17 protein-coding genes are annotated in these 15022 nt (G+C 65.3%); 5 read left to right on the top strand and 12 right to left on the bottom strand.

The window, feature by feature from the left end; genetic code table 11:
• From VTU_RS0109160 to VTU_RS0109110, 11 genes are all read right to left on the bottom strand, one after another.
• Positions 1–882: alpha-E domain-containing protein (locus tag VTU_RS0109160; protein WP_010103491.1), on the bottom strand; the 882-nt coding region annotated here is incomplete at its 3' end.
• Entirely contained in the window at positions 876–2339 is a 1464-nt protein-coding gene (locus tag VTU_RS0109155) for a circularly permuted type 2 ATP-grasp protein (protein WP_010103490.1), read from the bottom strand. The genes VTU_RS0109155 and VTU_RS0109160, both read right to left, overlap by 7 nt.
• A gap of 102 nt (positions 2340–2441) precedes the next feature.
• A complete protein-coding gene (locus VTU_RS0109150; protein ID WP_010103489.1) occupies positions 2442–4985 on the bottom strand; it encodes a DNA internalization-related competence protein ComEC/Rec2 in 2544 nt (847 codons plus the stop codon).
• Positions 4986–5035: 50 nt separating this feature from the next.
• A complete protein-coding gene (locus tag VTU_RS33550; RefSeq protein ID WP_010103487.1) occupies positions 5036–5185 on the bottom strand; it encodes a hypothetical protein in 150 nt (49 codons plus the stop codon).
• 16 nt (positions 5186–5201) lie between these two features.
• Complete coding sequence (locus tag VTU_RS26655) at positions 5202–6623, bottom strand: FAD-dependent oxidoreductase (protein ID WP_010103486.1); 1422 nt, start codon at positions 6621–6623, stop codon at positions 5202–5204.
• On the bottom strand, positions 6620–6919 hold the full coding sequence (locus VTU_RS0109135; protein WP_010103485.1) for a (2Fe-2S)-binding protein: 300 nt from the start codon (positions 6917–6919) through the stop codon (positions 6620–6622). Before VTU_RS0109135 ends, VTU_RS26655 begins: the two co-directional genes overlap by 4 nt.
• A 4-nt stretch (positions 6920–6923) precedes the next feature.
• Positions 6924–8033, bottom strand: a complete 1110-nt coding sequence (locus VTU_RS0109130) for an NAD(P)/FAD-dependent oxidoreductase (protein ID WP_010103484.1) — start codon at positions 8031–8033, stop codon at positions 6924–6926.
• Entirely contained in the window at positions 8030–8824 is a 795-nt protein-coding gene (locus tag VTU_RS0109125) for an ABC transporter permease (protein ID WP_029554235.1), read from the bottom strand. Before VTU_RS0109125 ends, VTU_RS0109130 begins: the two co-directional genes overlap by 4 nt.
• Positions 8821–9681 (bottom strand): ABC transporter permease, encoded by an 861-nt coding sequence (locus tag VTU_RS0109120; protein ID WP_029554234.1) that lies wholly within the window; start codon positions 9679–9681, stop codon positions 8821–8823. Before VTU_RS0109120 ends, VTU_RS0109125 begins: the two co-directional genes overlap by 4 nt.
• A complete protein-coding gene (locus tag VTU_RS0109115; RefSeq protein WP_010103480.1) occupies positions 9678–10730 on the bottom strand; it encodes an ABC transporter ATP-binding protein in 1053 nt (350 codons plus the stop codon). Before VTU_RS0109115 ends, VTU_RS0109120 begins: the two co-directional genes overlap by 4 nt.
• A gap of 158 nt (positions 10731–10888) precedes the next feature.
• Positions 10889–11896, bottom strand: a complete 1008-nt coding sequence (locus tag VTU_RS0109110) for an ABC transporter substrate-binding protein (protein WP_010103478.1) — start codon at positions 11894–11896, stop codon at positions 10889–10891.
• A gap of 106 nt (positions 11897–12002) precedes the next feature.
• On the opposite strand from VTU_RS0109110, the gene VTU_RS35850 reads away from it, so the two are divergent.
• From VTU_RS35850 to VTU_RS31305, 5 genes are all read left to right on the top strand, one after another.
• On the top strand, positions 12003–12548 hold the full coding sequence (locus VTU_RS35850; protein WP_029554233.1) for a hypothetical protein: 546 nt from the start codon (positions 12003–12005) through the stop codon (positions 12546–12548).
• Positions 12549–12609: 61 nt separating this feature from the next.
• Positions 12610–13356 (top strand): TauD/TfdA family dioxygenase, encoded by a 747-nt coding sequence (locus tag VTU_RS31310; RefSeq protein WP_081479766.1) that lies wholly within the window; start codon positions 12610–12612, stop codon positions 13354–13356.
• Positions 13353–13832, top strand: a complete 480-nt coding sequence (locus VTU_RS32660) for a hypothetical protein (RefSeq protein ID WP_138927829.1) — start codon at positions 13353–13355, stop codon at positions 13830–13832. The genes VTU_RS31310 and VTU_RS32660 overlap by 4 nt, the downstream gene beginning before the upstream one ends.
• Positions 13766–14200, top strand: a complete 435-nt coding sequence (locus VTU_RS32655) for a hypothetical protein (RefSeq protein WP_138927828.1) — start codon at positions 13766–13768, stop codon at positions 14198–14200. Before VTU_RS32660 ends, VTU_RS32655 begins: the two co-directional genes overlap by 67 nt.
• 27 nt (positions 14201–14227) lie before the next feature.
• The gene (locus tag VTU_RS31305; protein WP_010103474.1) at positions 14228–14644 is read left to right on the top strand and encodes an NUDIX hydrolase; all 417 of its coding nucleotides are present in this window, start codon (positions 14228–14230) and stop codon (positions 14642–14644) included.
• A 163-nt stretch (positions 14645–14807) separates the two neighbouring features.
• Here VTU_RS31305 and VTU_RS26650 read toward each other — a convergent pair.
• Positions 14808–15022, bottom strand: a 215-nt coding sequence (locus VTU_RS26650) for an IS4 family transposase (protein WP_010103472.1), incomplete at its 5' end; no start/stop codon positions are given.

Genomic DNA, 15022 nt, shown 5'->3' with positions numbered 1-15022 from the left:
GAACGCGTGCAGCCCCGTCGCCAGGATCTCGTCGATGCGGCCGTACTGCAGGTCGGCCAGCAGGCGCCCGGCGCGGCGCCGGGTTTCGGCAGACTGCTCGTTGGCGAGCAGCGCCAAGTTGTCCACCACTTCGCGCAGGCAGGCGTGCAGCGATCGCGGCATGTCGCGGCGCAGGATCAGCAGATCGGCCACACGCCCGGGGGTGATCACGTCGCGGTACACCTTGCGGTAGACCTCGAAGGCCGAGACGCTGCGCAGGATGGCGCTCCAGTGGTAGAAGTCGCGCTCCTGGTTGCGCTCGCTGGCGCGGCCGAAGAAGTCGTTCTTCACCGCGTGGAACTTCACGTCGAGCAGGCGTGCGGTGTTGTCGGCGCGCTCCAGGAAGGTCCCCATGCGCAGGAAGTGAAAGGCCTCGTCCTGCAGCATGGTTCCCAGCACCACGCCGCGCGACAGGTGCGAGCGGTATTTCACCCATTCAAAGAGTTGCCCCGGGTCGCGCTCGAAGGCGTCGCCTGCGAGTTGCCGCTGCAGTTCCAGCCAAGTCTGGTTCTGCGTCTCCCACACCTCGGTGGTGAGCGCACCGCGCACCGCGCGCGCGTTCTCGCGCGCCGCGCGCAGGCAGGACAGGATGGACGACGGATTGTTGCCGTCGCGCACCATGAATTCCAGCACGCGCTGCGGCGTGACCTGGCCATGTCTCGCGCTGTACGCGGGAATCAGCTCGCTGATGGACAGCAGGCCCTCCCAGCCCTCCTGCGCCACGTCGGCGGACTGCGGCAGCAGCGAGGTTTCGTAGCTGACGTTGAGCATGCGGGCGGTGTTCTCTGCCCGCTCGGTGTAGCGGGACATCCAGAACAAATGGTCGGCGGTGCGGCTCAGCATGCTTCGGTCCCTCCATGGCCCAAGACCCAGGTGTCCTTGGTTCCCCCGCCCTGCGAGGAATTCACCACCAGCGAGCCCTCCTGCAGCGCCACGCGCGTGAGGCCGCCGGCGACCATCTGCACTGTGCGGCCGCTGAGCACGAAGGGGCGCAGGTCGATGTGGCGCGGGGCGATGCCACGCTCCACGTAAGTGGGGCAGCTCGACAGGCTCAATGTGGGTTGCGCGATATAGCCTGCGGGGTTGGCCTGCAGCGCGCGGCGGAAGTCCTCGATCTCGGCCTGCGTCGCGGCCGGGCCGATGAGCATGCCGTAGCCGCCCGCGCCGTGCACCTCTTTCACCACCAGCTCGCCCAGGTGCGCGAGCACGTACTGCAACTCGTCCGGCCTGCGGCACATCCAGGTGGGGACGTTCTTGAGAATGGGTTCCTGGCCCAGGTAGAAGCGGATCATCTCGGGCACCTGGGGGTAGACCGACTTGTCGTCCGCGACGCCGATCCCCACGGCGTTGCAGATGCCGACGTGGCCTGCGCGGTAGGCGTCCATCAGGCCATGGCAGCCCAGCGTGGAGTTGCGGCGGAACACCTGCGGATCGAGGAAATCGTCGTCCACCCGCCGGTAGATCACGTCCACGCGCTGCAGGCCGCGCGTGGTGCGCATGTAGACGAAGCCGTCCCGGACCACGAGGTCCTGCCCTTCGACCAGTTCCACGCCCATCTGCTGCGCCAGGAAGGCGTGCTCGAAGTACGCGCTGTTGTGCATGCCGGGTGTCAGCACCACCACCGTGGGCTCGTCCGACGTCGCGGGGGCGCTGGCGCGCAGGGTCTCGAGCAGCATGTCGGGGTAGTGCGCGACCGGCGCCACCTTGTGCAGGCTGAACAGTTCGGGGAACAGACGCATCATCATCTTGCGGTTTTCGAGCATGTAGCTCACGCCGCTGGGGACGCGCAGGTTGTCTTCGAGCACGTAGTACTCGCCCACGCCCTGCGCGTCGGGCGCGCGCACGATGTCGATTCCGGCGATGTGCGCGTAGATGTCCTGCGGCACGGACAGGCCCGCCATTTCGGGCCGGTACTGGGCGTTGCCGACGATGAGGTCGGCGGCGACGACGCCGGCGCGCACGATGTCCTGGCCGTGGTAGATGTCGTGGATGAAGCGGTTGAGCGCCGTGACCCGCTGCACCAGCCCCTGTTGCAGGCGGCTCCACTCGTGCGCCGGGATGATGCGCGGGATCAGGTCGAACGGGATCAGGCGCTCGTTGCCCACTCCGTCCTCGTCCTTGGCGCCGTAGACGGCAAAGGTGATCCCCACGCGCCGGAAGATCATCTCGGCTTCGGCCCGGCGCGCCTGCATTCCCTCGGGGGGCTGCTGGTCCAGCCACTGCGCGTAGCGCGCGTAATGCGCCCGCACGGCGCCGCCGTCCATAGGCTGCTTGGCATACATCTCGTCGAATTGCTGCATGAACCGGCCTCCTGGCGCAGAGGATAGCAAGTTATGCGCCCGTGCACGGCGCAGCAGCCCCTGCCGGCAGCGCGCCGTCGCCCATCCACCCCGCGCCAGGGGTCATTCGCCGCGTGGGGGCACGCGGTGCTGCCAATACCGGCGCCCGGTGTCGCGTGCGCAGGCCACCACCCCGGGCCGGGCCGAGGACCAGCTGGCGGCGCCGCAGCGCGCGGACTCCAGCACCCGGATGCCGCGCGCCTGGTAGCGTCGCAACACCTCGGGCGCCGGATGGCCGAAGCGGTTGCGGTAGCCGGCCTGCACCAAGGCGGCGCGTGGCCGGACGGCGTCCAGAAACGCGGGCGACGAGGAGGTCTTGCTGCCATGGTGCGGCACCAGCAGCAGGTCGGCCTGCAGCGCCGCGCCGCGCGCCACCAGGGCCTGCTCCTGCGCGGCCTCGATGTCCCCGGTGAGCAGGGCCGCGGGCGCTCCTGCGGCCGCGATGCGCAGCACGCAACTCAGGGCATTCGGACGCGGCGCGCGGCGCTGCCCGGGGGCGGCGTCTCCGGGCAGCGGGTGCAGCAGCTCGAAGCGCACGCCGTCCCATTCCCAGCGCTGGCCGGCGAGGCAGGGCTGGACGGGGCGCAGTTCCTGCAATGCATGCCCGGCCTCGATCGAGCCGCTGAGCGCGGCCTGTGGCTGCTGCGCCAGCACGGCCGCGGCGCCGCCGCTGTGGTCCGCGTCGCGGTGGCTGAGCATGAGCAGATCCACCCGCTCGCCGAGCGCGCGCAGCAGCGGCACCAGCACGCGCTGCCCGGCGTCGCTCTCGCGGCTGAAACGCGGACCCGCGTCGTAGAGCAGCGTGTGGTTGGCGGTGCGCACCAGCACCGCGCCGCCCTGGCCAACGTCTGCTGCGAGCAAGTCGAACTGCCCCGGCGGCGGCCGCGCGGGCTGCCAGCACAGCGCCGGCCAGAGCAATGGCAGCGCCAGCAGGCGCAAGCGCCAGGGCATGCGCAGCGCCAGCAGCGCGCCGCCCAGCACCGCCGCGCTACCCGCCCACAGCGGCGCCGCAGGCAGAAACAGCACCGCCCAGGGCCATTGCGCGAGCCATTGCAGCCAGGCCATCAGCGGTTGCAGACTGAGCGCCGCCAAGTCCCACAGCGGCGCCCACAGCGCACCGCCGAGCGCCAGCGGCGTCACCACCAGCGTGACCCAGGGAATCGCCGCCAGGTTGGCCACGAAACCCAGCAGCGGGACCTGGGAAAACAGCAGCAGGCCCAGGGGCGTGAGCGCCAGCGTGACCACCCACTGCTCGCGCAGCAGCGCGTGGAACCGGCCGATGGCGCCAGAAGCGGAAGCCCTGTCGGCGACCGGATTCGTGGCAAACAACATCCCCACCGCGACGAAGCTCAGCCAGAAGCCCGCCTGCGCCAGCGCCCAGGGATCGACCAGCACCACCGCCGCGCAGGCCAGCAGCCAGACCTGCGGCCAGGGCCAGCGCCGCCCGCTCAGCTGCAGCAGCGCCACGCTGGCGAGCATGATCACCGTGCGCTGCGCGGGAACGCCCCAGCCGCTGAAGAGCGCATACGCGGCGGCCAGCGCCACCCCGGCGACCAGCGCCGCAGACGGTGCCGGCACCGCCAGGCACAGGCGCGCGGAGCGCCGCCAGAGCATGCGCACCAGCAGCGCGGCGAGCCACGCGAACAAGGTGATGTGCAGGCCCGAAATGCTCATGAGGTGCGCCACCCCGGTGGCGCGGAACAGATCCCAGTCCGCGCGGTCGATGGCGCGCTGGTCGCCCGTGACCAGCGCCGCAACGACACCGGCAATGCGCGCGCGGCCCGGGTCGCCGCCCTCTGCGGTTTCCGCGCCCTGCGCGCTGCGGCCCAGGCGCTCCAGGATGGTGTCGCGCACGGACTGGCGCAACTGTTCCACGGGGTAGCACCAGGTGGACGCCAGGCGCCGCGGCGCTTCGTCCCTCGGGCCCGTGCGCACATAGCCGGTGGCCTGCACGCCCTGCTCCCAGAGCCACAGCTCGTAGTCAAAACCATGGGGGTTGTACAGGCCGTGCGGCGCTTTCAGGCGCAGCGTCAGATCCCAGCGCTCACCCGCGCGCACCGTGGGGGGGCGGCGCTGCACGTCTGCGTCCACGGCCTCGTCCGCGCCGCGCAAGGCCCCGCCGTACCAGGCCACTTCGACAAGCGGCGGCAGGCGCACGGGCGCGCCCTGCAGGTGTGCGGTCTCCACCGCCAGACGCAGGCGGGTACCCGCCGCGTGGGTCTGCGGCATGGCCGCGACCAGCCCCGTTACGCGGATGTCCCGCCCTTCCAGCGCGGGCGCCAGGGCCAGCTCCATGTAGCCCGAAGCGCGCAGACCACAGACCGCGAACATGGCTGCGGCACCGCTTCCCCCGGCGAGCAGGGGGGACGCCATCACCAGAGCCCAGGCCCACCGCGATGCGCGGGGCCTGGCCGCCGCAAGCGCGCAGCATGCTGCCGGCACAAGCGCGCAGCAGAGCAAGGCCCAGTACACCAGGGGTGGCCACAGCCAAGGCTGCTGCAACGCAAGCGCCGCGCCCACCACAAGGCCCAGCAGCAGGGCGGGCAGCAGCCAGGCAGCGGCGCGCGGCAGGCCCCCTGCACCCGGTGCGCGGTCGGGGTCGGTCATAAGGGCGGCAGGGGCGCTTACGGCGGGCATGGGCTGATGCTAAATCAGGATCAGGACTTGATCAGCGAGCGGCTGGCGACGCTGTGGCGCATCCGGCGCCGCCGGCGTATCTGGCGGGCCATACCTTTCACTTTGCGCTCCGGCAAAGGCCCGATGCGGCGCAATTCAAGGCTCAGCGCACGCTGGCGCGCCGAGGCCATTCATTCCCCGGTTCGCTCATGCGTTTTCCCCGACTTCAAAAATCTCGATGGCTGCTGTGTCAGCCGACGCGGCGATGGAGGACACGGACACCGGCTTCAAGGGTGCGCGGATGCGGTAGGCGCCGACCTGGCCGGGCGGCTTGCCCAATTCGCTGGCAAGGATCTGGGTGACCGCCAGCCCGCACATGCGGCCCTGACACGGCCCCATGCCGCAACGGCTGAAGAACTTGGTCTGGTTGGGACCCTGGCATCCCAGCCGAGCCATCTCGCGGATGCGACCGGCCGTGACTTCCTCGCAGCGGCAAACCACGGTCTCGTCAGCGGGTGTGGACAGCCACTCGGGCGGCCGATACAGCGCATCGAGGAAGGGACGAATGCGCAGTTGGCGCATCAGCGCCCGGCGCACGGGCGTGGCGCGCGCCTCACACGCGGGCGCGCTCAGCCTGCCCAGGGCCCGCGCCGCTCCCAAGGCGGCGAGCGCGCCGCCGGGTTCCGCGGCAAGCGCACCGGCGATGGCCGCGCCATCGCCCGCGATACGAAAACCCGCGAGCGAGGTTTCGCCCCAGGCGTCAACGCGCGGGCACCACGCGAGCTGGACGGGGTCCCAGTCATGATCGACCCGCAGCAGCCGGCTGAGCTGGTTGTTCGGCACGACCCCGTGGTGCAGCAGCACGACATCGGCATCCAGACGATGCTCCTTGCCGCCGGCCGCGAACGCCAGCGCCTGAGCCCGCTCGTTGCCCTCGACGCGCACCGACGCGGCGGCAGAGAACGTCGGCACGCCGGATCGGCGAACACGCTGCAGCATGCGCACGCCCTTCGCCAAGTAGGCTGGCGCGCGCAGCGCCGTCGGCAGATGGCGCAGCGCGCGCCAGCGGTTCGCCGTTGGCGCAGTCTCCACGATGCCGCCCAGTGACACCCCGGCGTCCAGCAACTGGCAGGCGACCAGCAGCAGCAGCGGGCCCGCTCCCGCGAGCACGACGCGGCCGCAAGGGATGGCGCTCGCGCTTTTCAACGCGATCTGCGCCGCCCCGGCATTGAGCACGCCCGGCAGCGTCCAGCCCGCAATGGGGGAGGGCCGCTCCATGGCGCCAGTGGCGGCGATGAGCTGCGGCGCCTGCACGCGAAACGACTGGCCATCTTGCTGTGCAGTGACGGTGAGGTCGCGCGCAACGTCCCACACCGCCGTGCCGAAACGAAGATCGGCGTCCGACCGGGCGAGCCGGTCCGTCAACGTCTCTCCATGGCGATAGTCGGCGCCGAGCAGCGCGGCCACGGACGGCGCAGCCGCAGTGATGTTGCGGTAGATCTGCCCGCCCGGGCGCGGCTGCTCGTCCAGCAACAGCGTCTTCAAGCCGATGGACGCGGCCGTCAGCGCGGCAGACATGCCCGCCGGCCCCGCACCGACGACGATGAGGTCGTGTGTCCTCTCTGTCATGCCGGGGCCCTCATCTGCCGTGCTCCCGTGGGCAGCCGCACCTGCATGCCGGCGCGGACCTGAACCATGCAAGACTGCACGTTCCGGGCGCCATCCACCTCGACGAGGCAGTCGAAGCAGACACCCATGAGACACAGCGGCGCGCGCGGCTGGCCCGATACCGGCGTGCGCCGGAACGGCACGACCCGGGCATTCAGAAGTGCTGCGGCCAGCGTATCGCCCTCGCGGGCGGGCACGCTTCGCCCCTCGACGAATATCTCCACCACGCGCCGCTGATCGCGCGTGGGGAGCGGCATCGTTCTAAACATGAAAGCGCTCCGCTTTGAAGGTTTGAATCTCGGAAGGCTCGGCGCCGCCACGCATCCAGCGAACCAGCGGACCCGTATGCATGGACGCCAGAGTGATGCCGCTGTGGCAGGTGACGAGGTACGCGCCGGGGCAATCGCGCGATGCTTGGTAGATCGGGAAGCCATCGGACGTCATGACCCGCAGAGCGCCCCAGGTGCGCACCACGTTGACGTTGTCCAGGATCGGAAAAAGGCGGCTGGCGCGCTGCGCGATGCGCGCGAGCTGTTCCACCGTGGTCCCGTCGTTGAACCCCACGTCCTCCTTGGAGTCGCCGATCTGCACGACGCCCTCGCCGGTCTGGCGCACGTGCATCGTCGGGTGGTTCAGGAAGGGTTGCACACGCTCGGTGACCAGGATCTGCCCGCGGCTGGGTCTGACGGGAGCCAGCAGACCGACCATCGGCGCCAGCTCCCGGTTCCCGAGCCCGGCCGCCAGGACCACGCGGGCCGCGACGTGCGTGGCGCCTGCGGCGGCCACATGGAATTCACCAGCACGATGGCCGATCCGTTCGACCCGAACCCCGGTGACCAGATCGCCGCCCCGTGACTTGAAACCTTGGAACAGCGCGCGCAGCAGACGCAAGGGACTGACGTGGCCATCCATCGGGCCGAAGATCGCACCGACCACGTCCGGTCCGCTATGGGGAGAGATGGCACGGACCCCCGCGGGGTCCAGCACTTCGAAGGGATAGTGCCCACCCAGCGCATTCCGGATCGACATGCAGTCGGCGGCGCGCGCGGCCAGTTCCTCCTCGGTCAGGAACATCGTGAGTCCGCCGTTTTGCGAGAGTTCGACGGCGATGCCCGTGAGTTCCTGGAGTTCGGCCGCAAAGGCGGGCCACTGACTTGCGGCGGCCATGGACCAGCGTGCATAGGCAGGGTTGCCCACGCCCTTGCCATGCACCCACACGAGGCCGAAGTTGCCGCGTGCAGCACGGAATGCATCGTCGCCCTCATCGAGCACGCGCACGCGCTCGCCCGCACGTGCCAGGCCATAGGCGACGGACATGCCGACCGCGCCGCCACCAATGACCAGCGTGTCGATGGCCCGATTCGCGTTCATGGCTTGCCCACCAACACACGGTCGATGCCGTAGAAGCGATCGAGCAGCATCATCAGCACCAGCGTCAGCACGATCAACACGGTGGAGATGGACGCCAGCAGCGGATCAATGGTGTGGGCGATGTGGTTGTACATCTTGACCGGCAGCGTCTGCGTGCCGGCCGAGGCGACGAAGATGGACATCGTCAGCTCGTCGAAGCTGTTGATGAACGCGATGAGCCAGCCGCCCGCAACGCCGGGCATGATGAGGGGCAGTTCAACACGGCGAAACACCGTCCATGCCGAAGCCCCCAGCGACTCCGCGGCCTGGGCCACCGTGCGGTCGAAGCCGGTGGCCGCCGCCACGACCAGGCGCAGCACGTAGGGCAGCACGAGCACGGTGTGCGCCGCGGTCAGCCCCCACAGGGTTGCGGACGCGCCGAGTTGCGTGAGAAAACGCAGCAGGGCAATACCCAGCACGACGTGCGGCACCATGAGGGGCGACAGCAGCAGTCCGAGAATGGCCTCGCGGCCAGGAAAGCGCTGCCAGGCGATGGCCATGCCCGCGGGCACCGCGGCCAAGGTGGCCAGCGTCGCCGCCCCGGCACCCAGGGCCAGGCTGCGGTAGAAGGCGCGCATGAAATCGTCGTCCTTCAGGATGGCGGCGTACCAGCGCCACGAAGCACCATCGAAGGGCATCGCGATGTAGCCCTTGTCAGTGAACGACACGAGCACCACCATCAGAAGAGGCGCCAGCATGAAGGCCGCGAACAGCCAGTGGAACACCCGCAGCAAAGGGTGTGCATGTTTCATGGGAACACCTGCTTGTAGCGCCGCTCGACAAACCGGTTCGCGCCCATCGACACCGCAAGAACGATGACCAGCAGCACTGCGGCGAGCGCGGCGCCCAAGGGCCAGTTCAGATTGCCCAGGAATTCGTCGTAGATCGTGGTCGGGACCACTTTCAAGCGCCTGCCACCGATGATGGCTGGCGTCGCAAAAGCGCTCGCCGCCAGCGAGAAGACGATGAGGCTGCCGGAGAGAACCCCGGGGATCACCTGTGGGAAGACGATGCGCCGGAGCACGGTCCAAGGACCGGCGCCGAGTGATTCGGCTGCCTGTTCGGTGGTGGCGTCGAGCTTCTGCAGGGACGCCCACACAGCGAGCACCATGAAGGGGACCAGCACATGCACAAGCGCGAGCACCACGCCGGTGAACGTGAACATCATCTTCACGGGTTCGTGCACGAGGCCGGTGGCCAGCAGCAGCTTGTTGATCACGCCCTCGTTGCCGAGCAGCACCGCCCAGCCGAGCGTCCGAACGACCACCGAGATCAGCATCGGTCCGAGCACGATCACGATCGACACCGCGCGCCACCGTTCGGACAGTCGGCCCAGGACATGGGCCTCGGGAACGCCGATCACGATGCAGATCAGCGTGACGAGAAAAGCCATGCCGAAGGTCCGCGCGAAGATGGCGTGGAAGTAATCGTCGCGCGCCACATCGGCAAAGTTGGCGATCGTCATCTGCTCGCCGACGCCACCGCCCGGGACGAATGGGTACAGGCTCAGCGAGAGCGTCATCACCAACGGCACGGCGACGAAGGCCAGCGCGATCAGCGCACCAGGCGCCGTCAGCCAGTAGGGCAACATCCTGGACGGATGCGTCATTTCGCGGCCTGCGCACGCGGCACGAGCCGAGCGTCCTGCGGCGCCCAGCGCAGGCCCACGGCATCGCCTTCGTGGGCCTGAGGCGAACCGGTGTTGGCGTGGGTCATTTGCATGCTGCCCAGCGGCGTATCGATCTGAAACAGCCAGTGATTCCCGAGAAACGCGCGCGCCGTCACGCGCCCCCGGACAAGGGCGTTCGCGTCGCCGGTGAACGCGATCTTCTCGGGGCGCACGATGTAGTCGAGGGCCCCGGTGCACGCCAGGTCGCTGGAGGGCAGCCGGTGTCCCTGAACGTCAACGCAATCGCCGGACTGCGCGCGCGTGGCCGCGAAAACGTTGGCCTTGCCGAGGAAAGTGGATGAGAAGCGACCGTTGGGACGCTCGTACATCTCAAAGGGCCGATCGATTTGCTCGATGCAACCCTTGTTCATCAGAACGACCCGGTCTGCGAGTGTCATGGCCTCCGCCTGGTCATGCGTCACCATGATGGTCGTGACTCCCACCCGGTGCTGTAGTGCGCGCAGTTCGATCTGCATCTCTTCACGCAGCTTGGCGTCCAGTGCGCCCATGGGCTCGTCCAGCAGCAGCACCGGCGGTTGAATGGTCAAGGCGCGGGCCAAGGCCACGCGCTGGCGCTGGCCGCCCGAGAGTTCGCGTGGGTAGCGCCCGGCCATGGTGCTCAAACGCACCAGGTCCAGCATCGCCCCGACACGCTGGCGTCGCTCGCCAGCGGTGATGCCCTGCATTTCCAGGCCGAATGCGATGTTCTCGGCCACCGTCATGTGGGGGAACAGCGCATAGCTCTGGAACACGATGCCCAGCCCACGCTGGTTGGGCTTGACATCGGTGATGTCTGCTCCGTCGAGCAGGATGCGGCCACTCGTGGGTCGTACAAAGCCCGCCACCATCTGTAGCGTCGTGGTCTTGCCGCAGCCTGACGGGCCCAAAAGACAGACGAATTCGCCTTGGTTCACGCAAAGATTGCTTGGGGCCACCACCACGACGTTGTCATAGCGCTTGGAGAGGCCCTTCAGTTCGAGGAAGCTCATGGGATGTCCTGGATGTAGTGATGCACCGCTGGCGAGTACGCGAAGACCGGTTCCGCTGGGGGGCCGCGAAACGCCTCGGTCAACCGGCCCCTTCGGGACACGCGGCCAGGGCGTGACCCCACCACACGGCCCTGGCCGCGTGCCCAAGCGCCGTGCGCTCAGCGCTCGACCGTGCGATTCCAGCGGGTAGTCCACTCGGCGCGCTTGGCGTTGATCACTTCGTAGTTGGGCGCGATCAGCGCACCGACCCTCTCCGGGCCGTACACCACCTTCCGGACCACGTCCGGCGCCAGCTTCGCGGTCTTGTTCACCGGGCCCCAGCTCTGCGCACCGGCCAGCACGGCCTGCGACTCGGCCGACACGATGTGTTGGAGAAACTGTTGGCCGAGCTTGGCTTGCGGCGCACCTTCGACCACGCAGCCGGCGGTCATGATCATCACCGCGCCTTCTTTGGGATAAACGAACTCCACCGACGCACCCTGATCCACCACCGCCTGCACACGGCCGTTGCCCCACACGACCAGCGCGGCCTCGCCGGTTTGCAGCATCTGGGCCATCTTTCCCGGAGAGGGCTCCCACGCCAGCACATTGGGAGCGACCTTCTTGCGCATCACATCGAAGCCCGGGTCCATTTTGTCCTCGCCACCCCCGTTGAGGCGGGACATCATGACCAGCGTCAGCAGTCCATAGCCGTTGGTGATGGGTGGGATGACGACCTTCTGCCGGTATTTCGCGTCGGTCAGGTCTTGCCACGAAGTCGGCGCCTTCCAGCCGTTCTTCGCAAAGACTTCCTTGTTGTAGGCCAAGCCACTGGCAATGAAACCGATGCCGACGGATCTGTCACCGACCATGCGTGCCGTGGGATACAAATCCTTGATGGGGCCGCCGTCCTCCACCTTGGCGCAAAGGCCCTGACCGACGGCCTGGTACATCGGGCCATCGTCGATGAGTGCCACGGAGATTTCCTGTCGCCCCCTTTGTGCCTGCAGCTTGGCCAGGGTGTCCGTGGAGTTGCCCGGGACGTAGACCACCTTGGCACCCGTCTTTGCTTCAAAGGGAGGAATGATCTTTTCCTTGAAGAACTGCTCAGTCGAGCCTCCGAATCCGCCGACGTAGATCGTCTCGGTGGCGAGGGCGCCGAACGAGGCGACCGCCAAGGCCAGCATCCCGAGGGCGGGTGTGCATTTGCGCTGTGTCATCGATGTCTCCAGGTGGTTGTGAGCAGGGGTAACTACTCAGGCCCCCTCGCCGCAGGCCATAATCCGCAACTCAATGCAACAGCTACCCGACCTCAGCACACTCAGTTCGACCCAGATGGGTGCACTGGTTCTGGAGCTATGGGCGATGGTGCAGACGCTGACGACGCAGATCAACGAACTGCAAGCGCGCCAATCTGAACAGCCGCAACTCCAGCAAGCCGCCCTCAAGCGATGGGCTCAACAAGCCGGGCAACGGCCGGTCGGCGGACAGAAGGGGCACAAGGGCCATACCCTGAGCCAAGCGGCCGAGCCCAATGTGGTCGTCACCCATGCACCGCCCGAGCATTGCGATGTCTGCCACGCTCCCTTGGGTCAGGCCAGCGTGGTTGAGGCCCGGCAGGTCCACGATCTGCCCGATTTGCGCTACCAGGTCACCGAGCACCGCGTTCTGCAAGCGGTGTGCAACTGCGGCAAGACCCATCGTGGCGTGTTCCCCCCGGACGTCACCGCAGCGGTGCAATACGGCCCGCGCGCGAAGGCCGCGGCCGTGCACCTGAACCAGTATCAGATGCTGCCACTCAAGCGCACGGGGCAAGTGATGGGCGACCTCTTGTGTTGAATGTCGACTATGTACGGTTCGAAAAACAACGAGATTAGATGTACAAATTCAAAGGCAAGGGATGAAAATGAATTTAGGGAACAAGATAGATATTCCAGTTTGGCAAGCATCCGAAGGCATATCAGAGTTACGCGCCGCGTATAGGAAGCATGGGCTAGTCATGCTTCGCAACATCCGATCCAAACTAGAGTTTCTCAACAGTTTGAGTGAGATGGGGGGGGTCTACCATCATCCTCACGCAGAAGCTTCTGGACTCACGCACGTCCAAGTTGTGGGCAGCTCTTCAGATCACGCTCACGCAGCTGATAGAAACGAGCTGGGACTCACTGGTATGGCTCTAACGCCACACAGTGATCGCAGCAGTATGACCCTACCACCTGAATTTCTTGCGTTTTGGATTGAGTCTCAATCTTGCATAGGTGGTGCAAGTACGTTTGTCGACGGCCATCGGTTGATTGAAGAAATGTCGGCGCATGAGCCCGAAGCCGTTCAGGTATTAACGCGACCAAAGTCAGTGGTGTTCAAGTCTGAAGAAGGACTTAAGGAAAGCAGCGTTATCAGCCTGGAAGGTGATGAATTTTTAATGCGCTTCCGCTTCGACAGGATGGTTTATCTGTCGCCCGATGTCGCCGCCGTCATGCCCAAATTCAATGCGCTGGTGCGCCAGCTAACAATGAAGATCAATTTGACTTCAGGCGATGGATACTTGGTGAACAATCATAGATGGCTTCATGGCAGGACACACTTTGCTGGTGCGCGATCTGCATACCGTCTTCTCATGAAGCGCCCACACCTAAGTCCAATATGAGTTACTTTCACATGCTCTCCCATTCAGTCTCTGCGGTGAATGAGGACGTTGTCGGATTTAGTCGCGATGAGGGTTGGGTGCTCGATGGTGCGACCAGCATTTCTGGTCGACGCCGCGAAACTTCAGAAGGTCTGGAAACGGATGCATCGTGGTTTGTGCGAGAGTTTTCCAAGGGACTGAGTCACCGCTCCCTGGAGCCGCATCTGCAACGGTGGGCCACCAGTGAATTGCAAAAACTTGAAGCAGATGGACCTCTCAACTGGGAAAACTGGTCTCATACCGATGTTCCTTCTGCAAGCTTTGCACATGTGACGCTGAAGCCAGGCTCAAGCACATTTCTGAATCTTGGCGATTGCAAAATAATCTATCAAGTTGATGGCGGCCCAATTTCATTTTTTGGAGCAGCGAAGTGCATAAATTTGACCATGCGCTTCTGGGAGAGTATCTCAAAGTCCGCAAGGCAGAGCCCGGCATGACTCATCAGCAGGCATGGAAGCATCTTGTCCCGACTATTCGCGCAAATCGGCAACGGATGAATACGTCCGATGGCTATTGGATACTTAGTCCTGACGGAAAAGGACTTCCGTATATGCAGCGCAAGGAAGTCCCATTTTCCTCTGAGATGCGTGCAATTTTGCTTACCGACGGACTTTACCGCCTTGTAGACACTTACTTCAGCATGGATGCGGAGACTTTTTTTAGTCGCGCATTCGAACCTGCAGGACTTTCGATACTTGTCCAAGAACTCAGGTCACTAGAGGATGCGGATCCCAATGCGGAGCTCTATCCACGCGTAAAGCTACAGGACGATGCGAGCGCATTGCTTGTATCAAATCGAATTTAATCGCCCAATTTCTTGTAATCATCCGTGATGAATCCCCCTGCCCCCAGCGATAGCAAAGCCACTAAATTTCCCGTTTCAGTTAAAGGCGTACTCATAAACGATCATCGGATTTTGTTGCTAAAGAATGAACGCGATGAATGGGAACTACCCGGCGGAAAATTAGAGCTACATGAAGAGCCGACCGATTGCCTAGCACGCGAAATTTTGGAGGAAACAGGCATTTCCGTTCGCATTACTCGACCGCTTCGGTCCTACGTTTATTGGGTAGCAGACGTAGTTCCGGTATTGATAGTCCCCTTCATCTGTGAATGTGAGAATTTTGACTCGCTGCGCATAAGCAATGAACACAAAGAGATAGCTACGTTCGACCTCTCAGAACTAGACACAATTCGCCTCCCCATGGGCTATCGGACCACGATTAGCGATGCGATTGCAAACACATGAAAACTCCTGCGTCATATCCATCGCCAACCACAGAGGCGGCACGTTGTTTTTTTGGAGTTACTACGAATTTAGGCTGGCACACCATGGGCGCAAGACTAGGAGACGCCATTCAATTTTGCGATGCGGCAGTACACAATACGTTTCAGCCTTTTACATCATTTCGTTATACACAGCTCCCCTGAGCCTGAAGCTCGCGACAGAACCTGATGCCAGCGGCAAAGTCAAGAATGCGCTGCATTCCCAGCCAGATGGTCTTGACTCCGGGCTCACCATCGCGCTTTCGCGCAAGAAAGCCCCCCAGCCTGGCAATCAGCCGCACCACCTCGTTGAGCGTGGGCGGCTCCTTGGGCAACTCTTGCTTGTTCAGGATGTACGCCG

This window comes from Verminephrobacter aporrectodeae subsp. tuberculatae At4 (assembly GCF_000193225.1).
GTDB lineage: Bacteria > Pseudomonadota > Gammaproteobacteria > Burkholderiales > Burkholderiaceae_C > Acidovorax > Acidovorax aporrectodeae.
This window is presented reverse-complemented; position numbering and strand designations above follow the sequence as displayed.

What these genes read in the sequence shown, in the direction of transcription:
- VTU_RS0109150 (WP_010103489.1), bottom strand. Translation starts at nt 4,985, where the DNA reads ATGACCGACCCCGACCGCGCACCGGGTGCAGGGGGCCTGCCGCGCGCC.
- VTU_RS33550 (WP_010103487.1), bottom strand. Translation starts at nt 5,185, where the DNA reads ATGGCCTCGGCGCGCCAGCGTGCGCTGAGCCTTGAATTGCGCCGCATC.
- VTU_RS0109115 (WP_010103480.1), bottom strand. Translation starts at nt 10,730, where the DNA reads ATGAGCTTCCTCGAACTGAAGGGCCTCTCCAAGCGCTATGACAACGTC.
- VTU_RS0109130 (WP_010103484.1), bottom strand. Translation starts at nt 8,033, where the DNA reads ATGAACGCGAATCGGGCCATCGACACGCTGGTCATTGGTGGCGGCGCG.
- VTU_RS31310 (WP_081479766.1), top strand. Translation starts at nt 12,610, where the DNA reads ATGAAAATGAATTTAGGGAACAAGATAGATATTCCAGTTTGGCAAGCA.
- VTU_RS35850 (WP_029554233.1), top strand. Translation starts at nt 12,003, where the DNA reads ATGCAACAGCTACCCGACCTCAGCACACTCAGTTCGACCCAGATGGGT.
- VTU_RS0109120 (WP_029554234.1), bottom strand. Translation starts at nt 9,681, where the DNA reads ATGACGCATCCGTCCAGGATGTTGCCCTACTGGCTGACGGCGCCTGGT.
- VTU_RS32660 (WP_138927829.1), top strand. Translation starts at nt 13,353, where the DNA reads ATGAGTTACTTTCACATGCTCTCCCATTCAGTCTCTGCGGTGAATGAG.
- VTU_RS0109110 (WP_010103478.1), bottom strand. Translation starts at nt 11,896, where the DNA reads ATGCTGGCCTTGGCGGTCGCCTCGTTCGGCGCCCTCGCCACCGAGACG.
- VTU_RS31305 (WP_010103474.1), top strand. Translation starts at nt 14,228, where the DNA reads ATGAATCCCCCTGCCCCCAGCGATAGCAAAGCCACTAAATTTCCCGTT.
- VTU_RS0109135 (WP_010103485.1), bottom strand. Translation starts at nt 6,919, where the DNA reads ATGCCGCTCCCCACGCGCGATCAGCGGCGCGTGGTGGAGATATTCGTC.
- VTU_RS0109125 (WP_029554235.1), bottom strand. Translation starts at nt 8,824, where the DNA reads ATGAAACATGCACACCCTTTGCTGCGGGTGTTCCACTGGCTGTTCGCG.
- VTU_RS26655 (WP_010103486.1), bottom strand. Translation starts at nt 6,623, where the DNA reads ATGACAGAGAGGACACACGACCTCATCGTCGTCGGTGCGGGGCCGGCG.
- VTU_RS0109155 (WP_010103490.1), bottom strand. Translation starts at nt 2,339, where the DNA reads ATGCAGCAATTCGACGAGATGTATGCCAAGCAGCCTATGGACGGCGGC.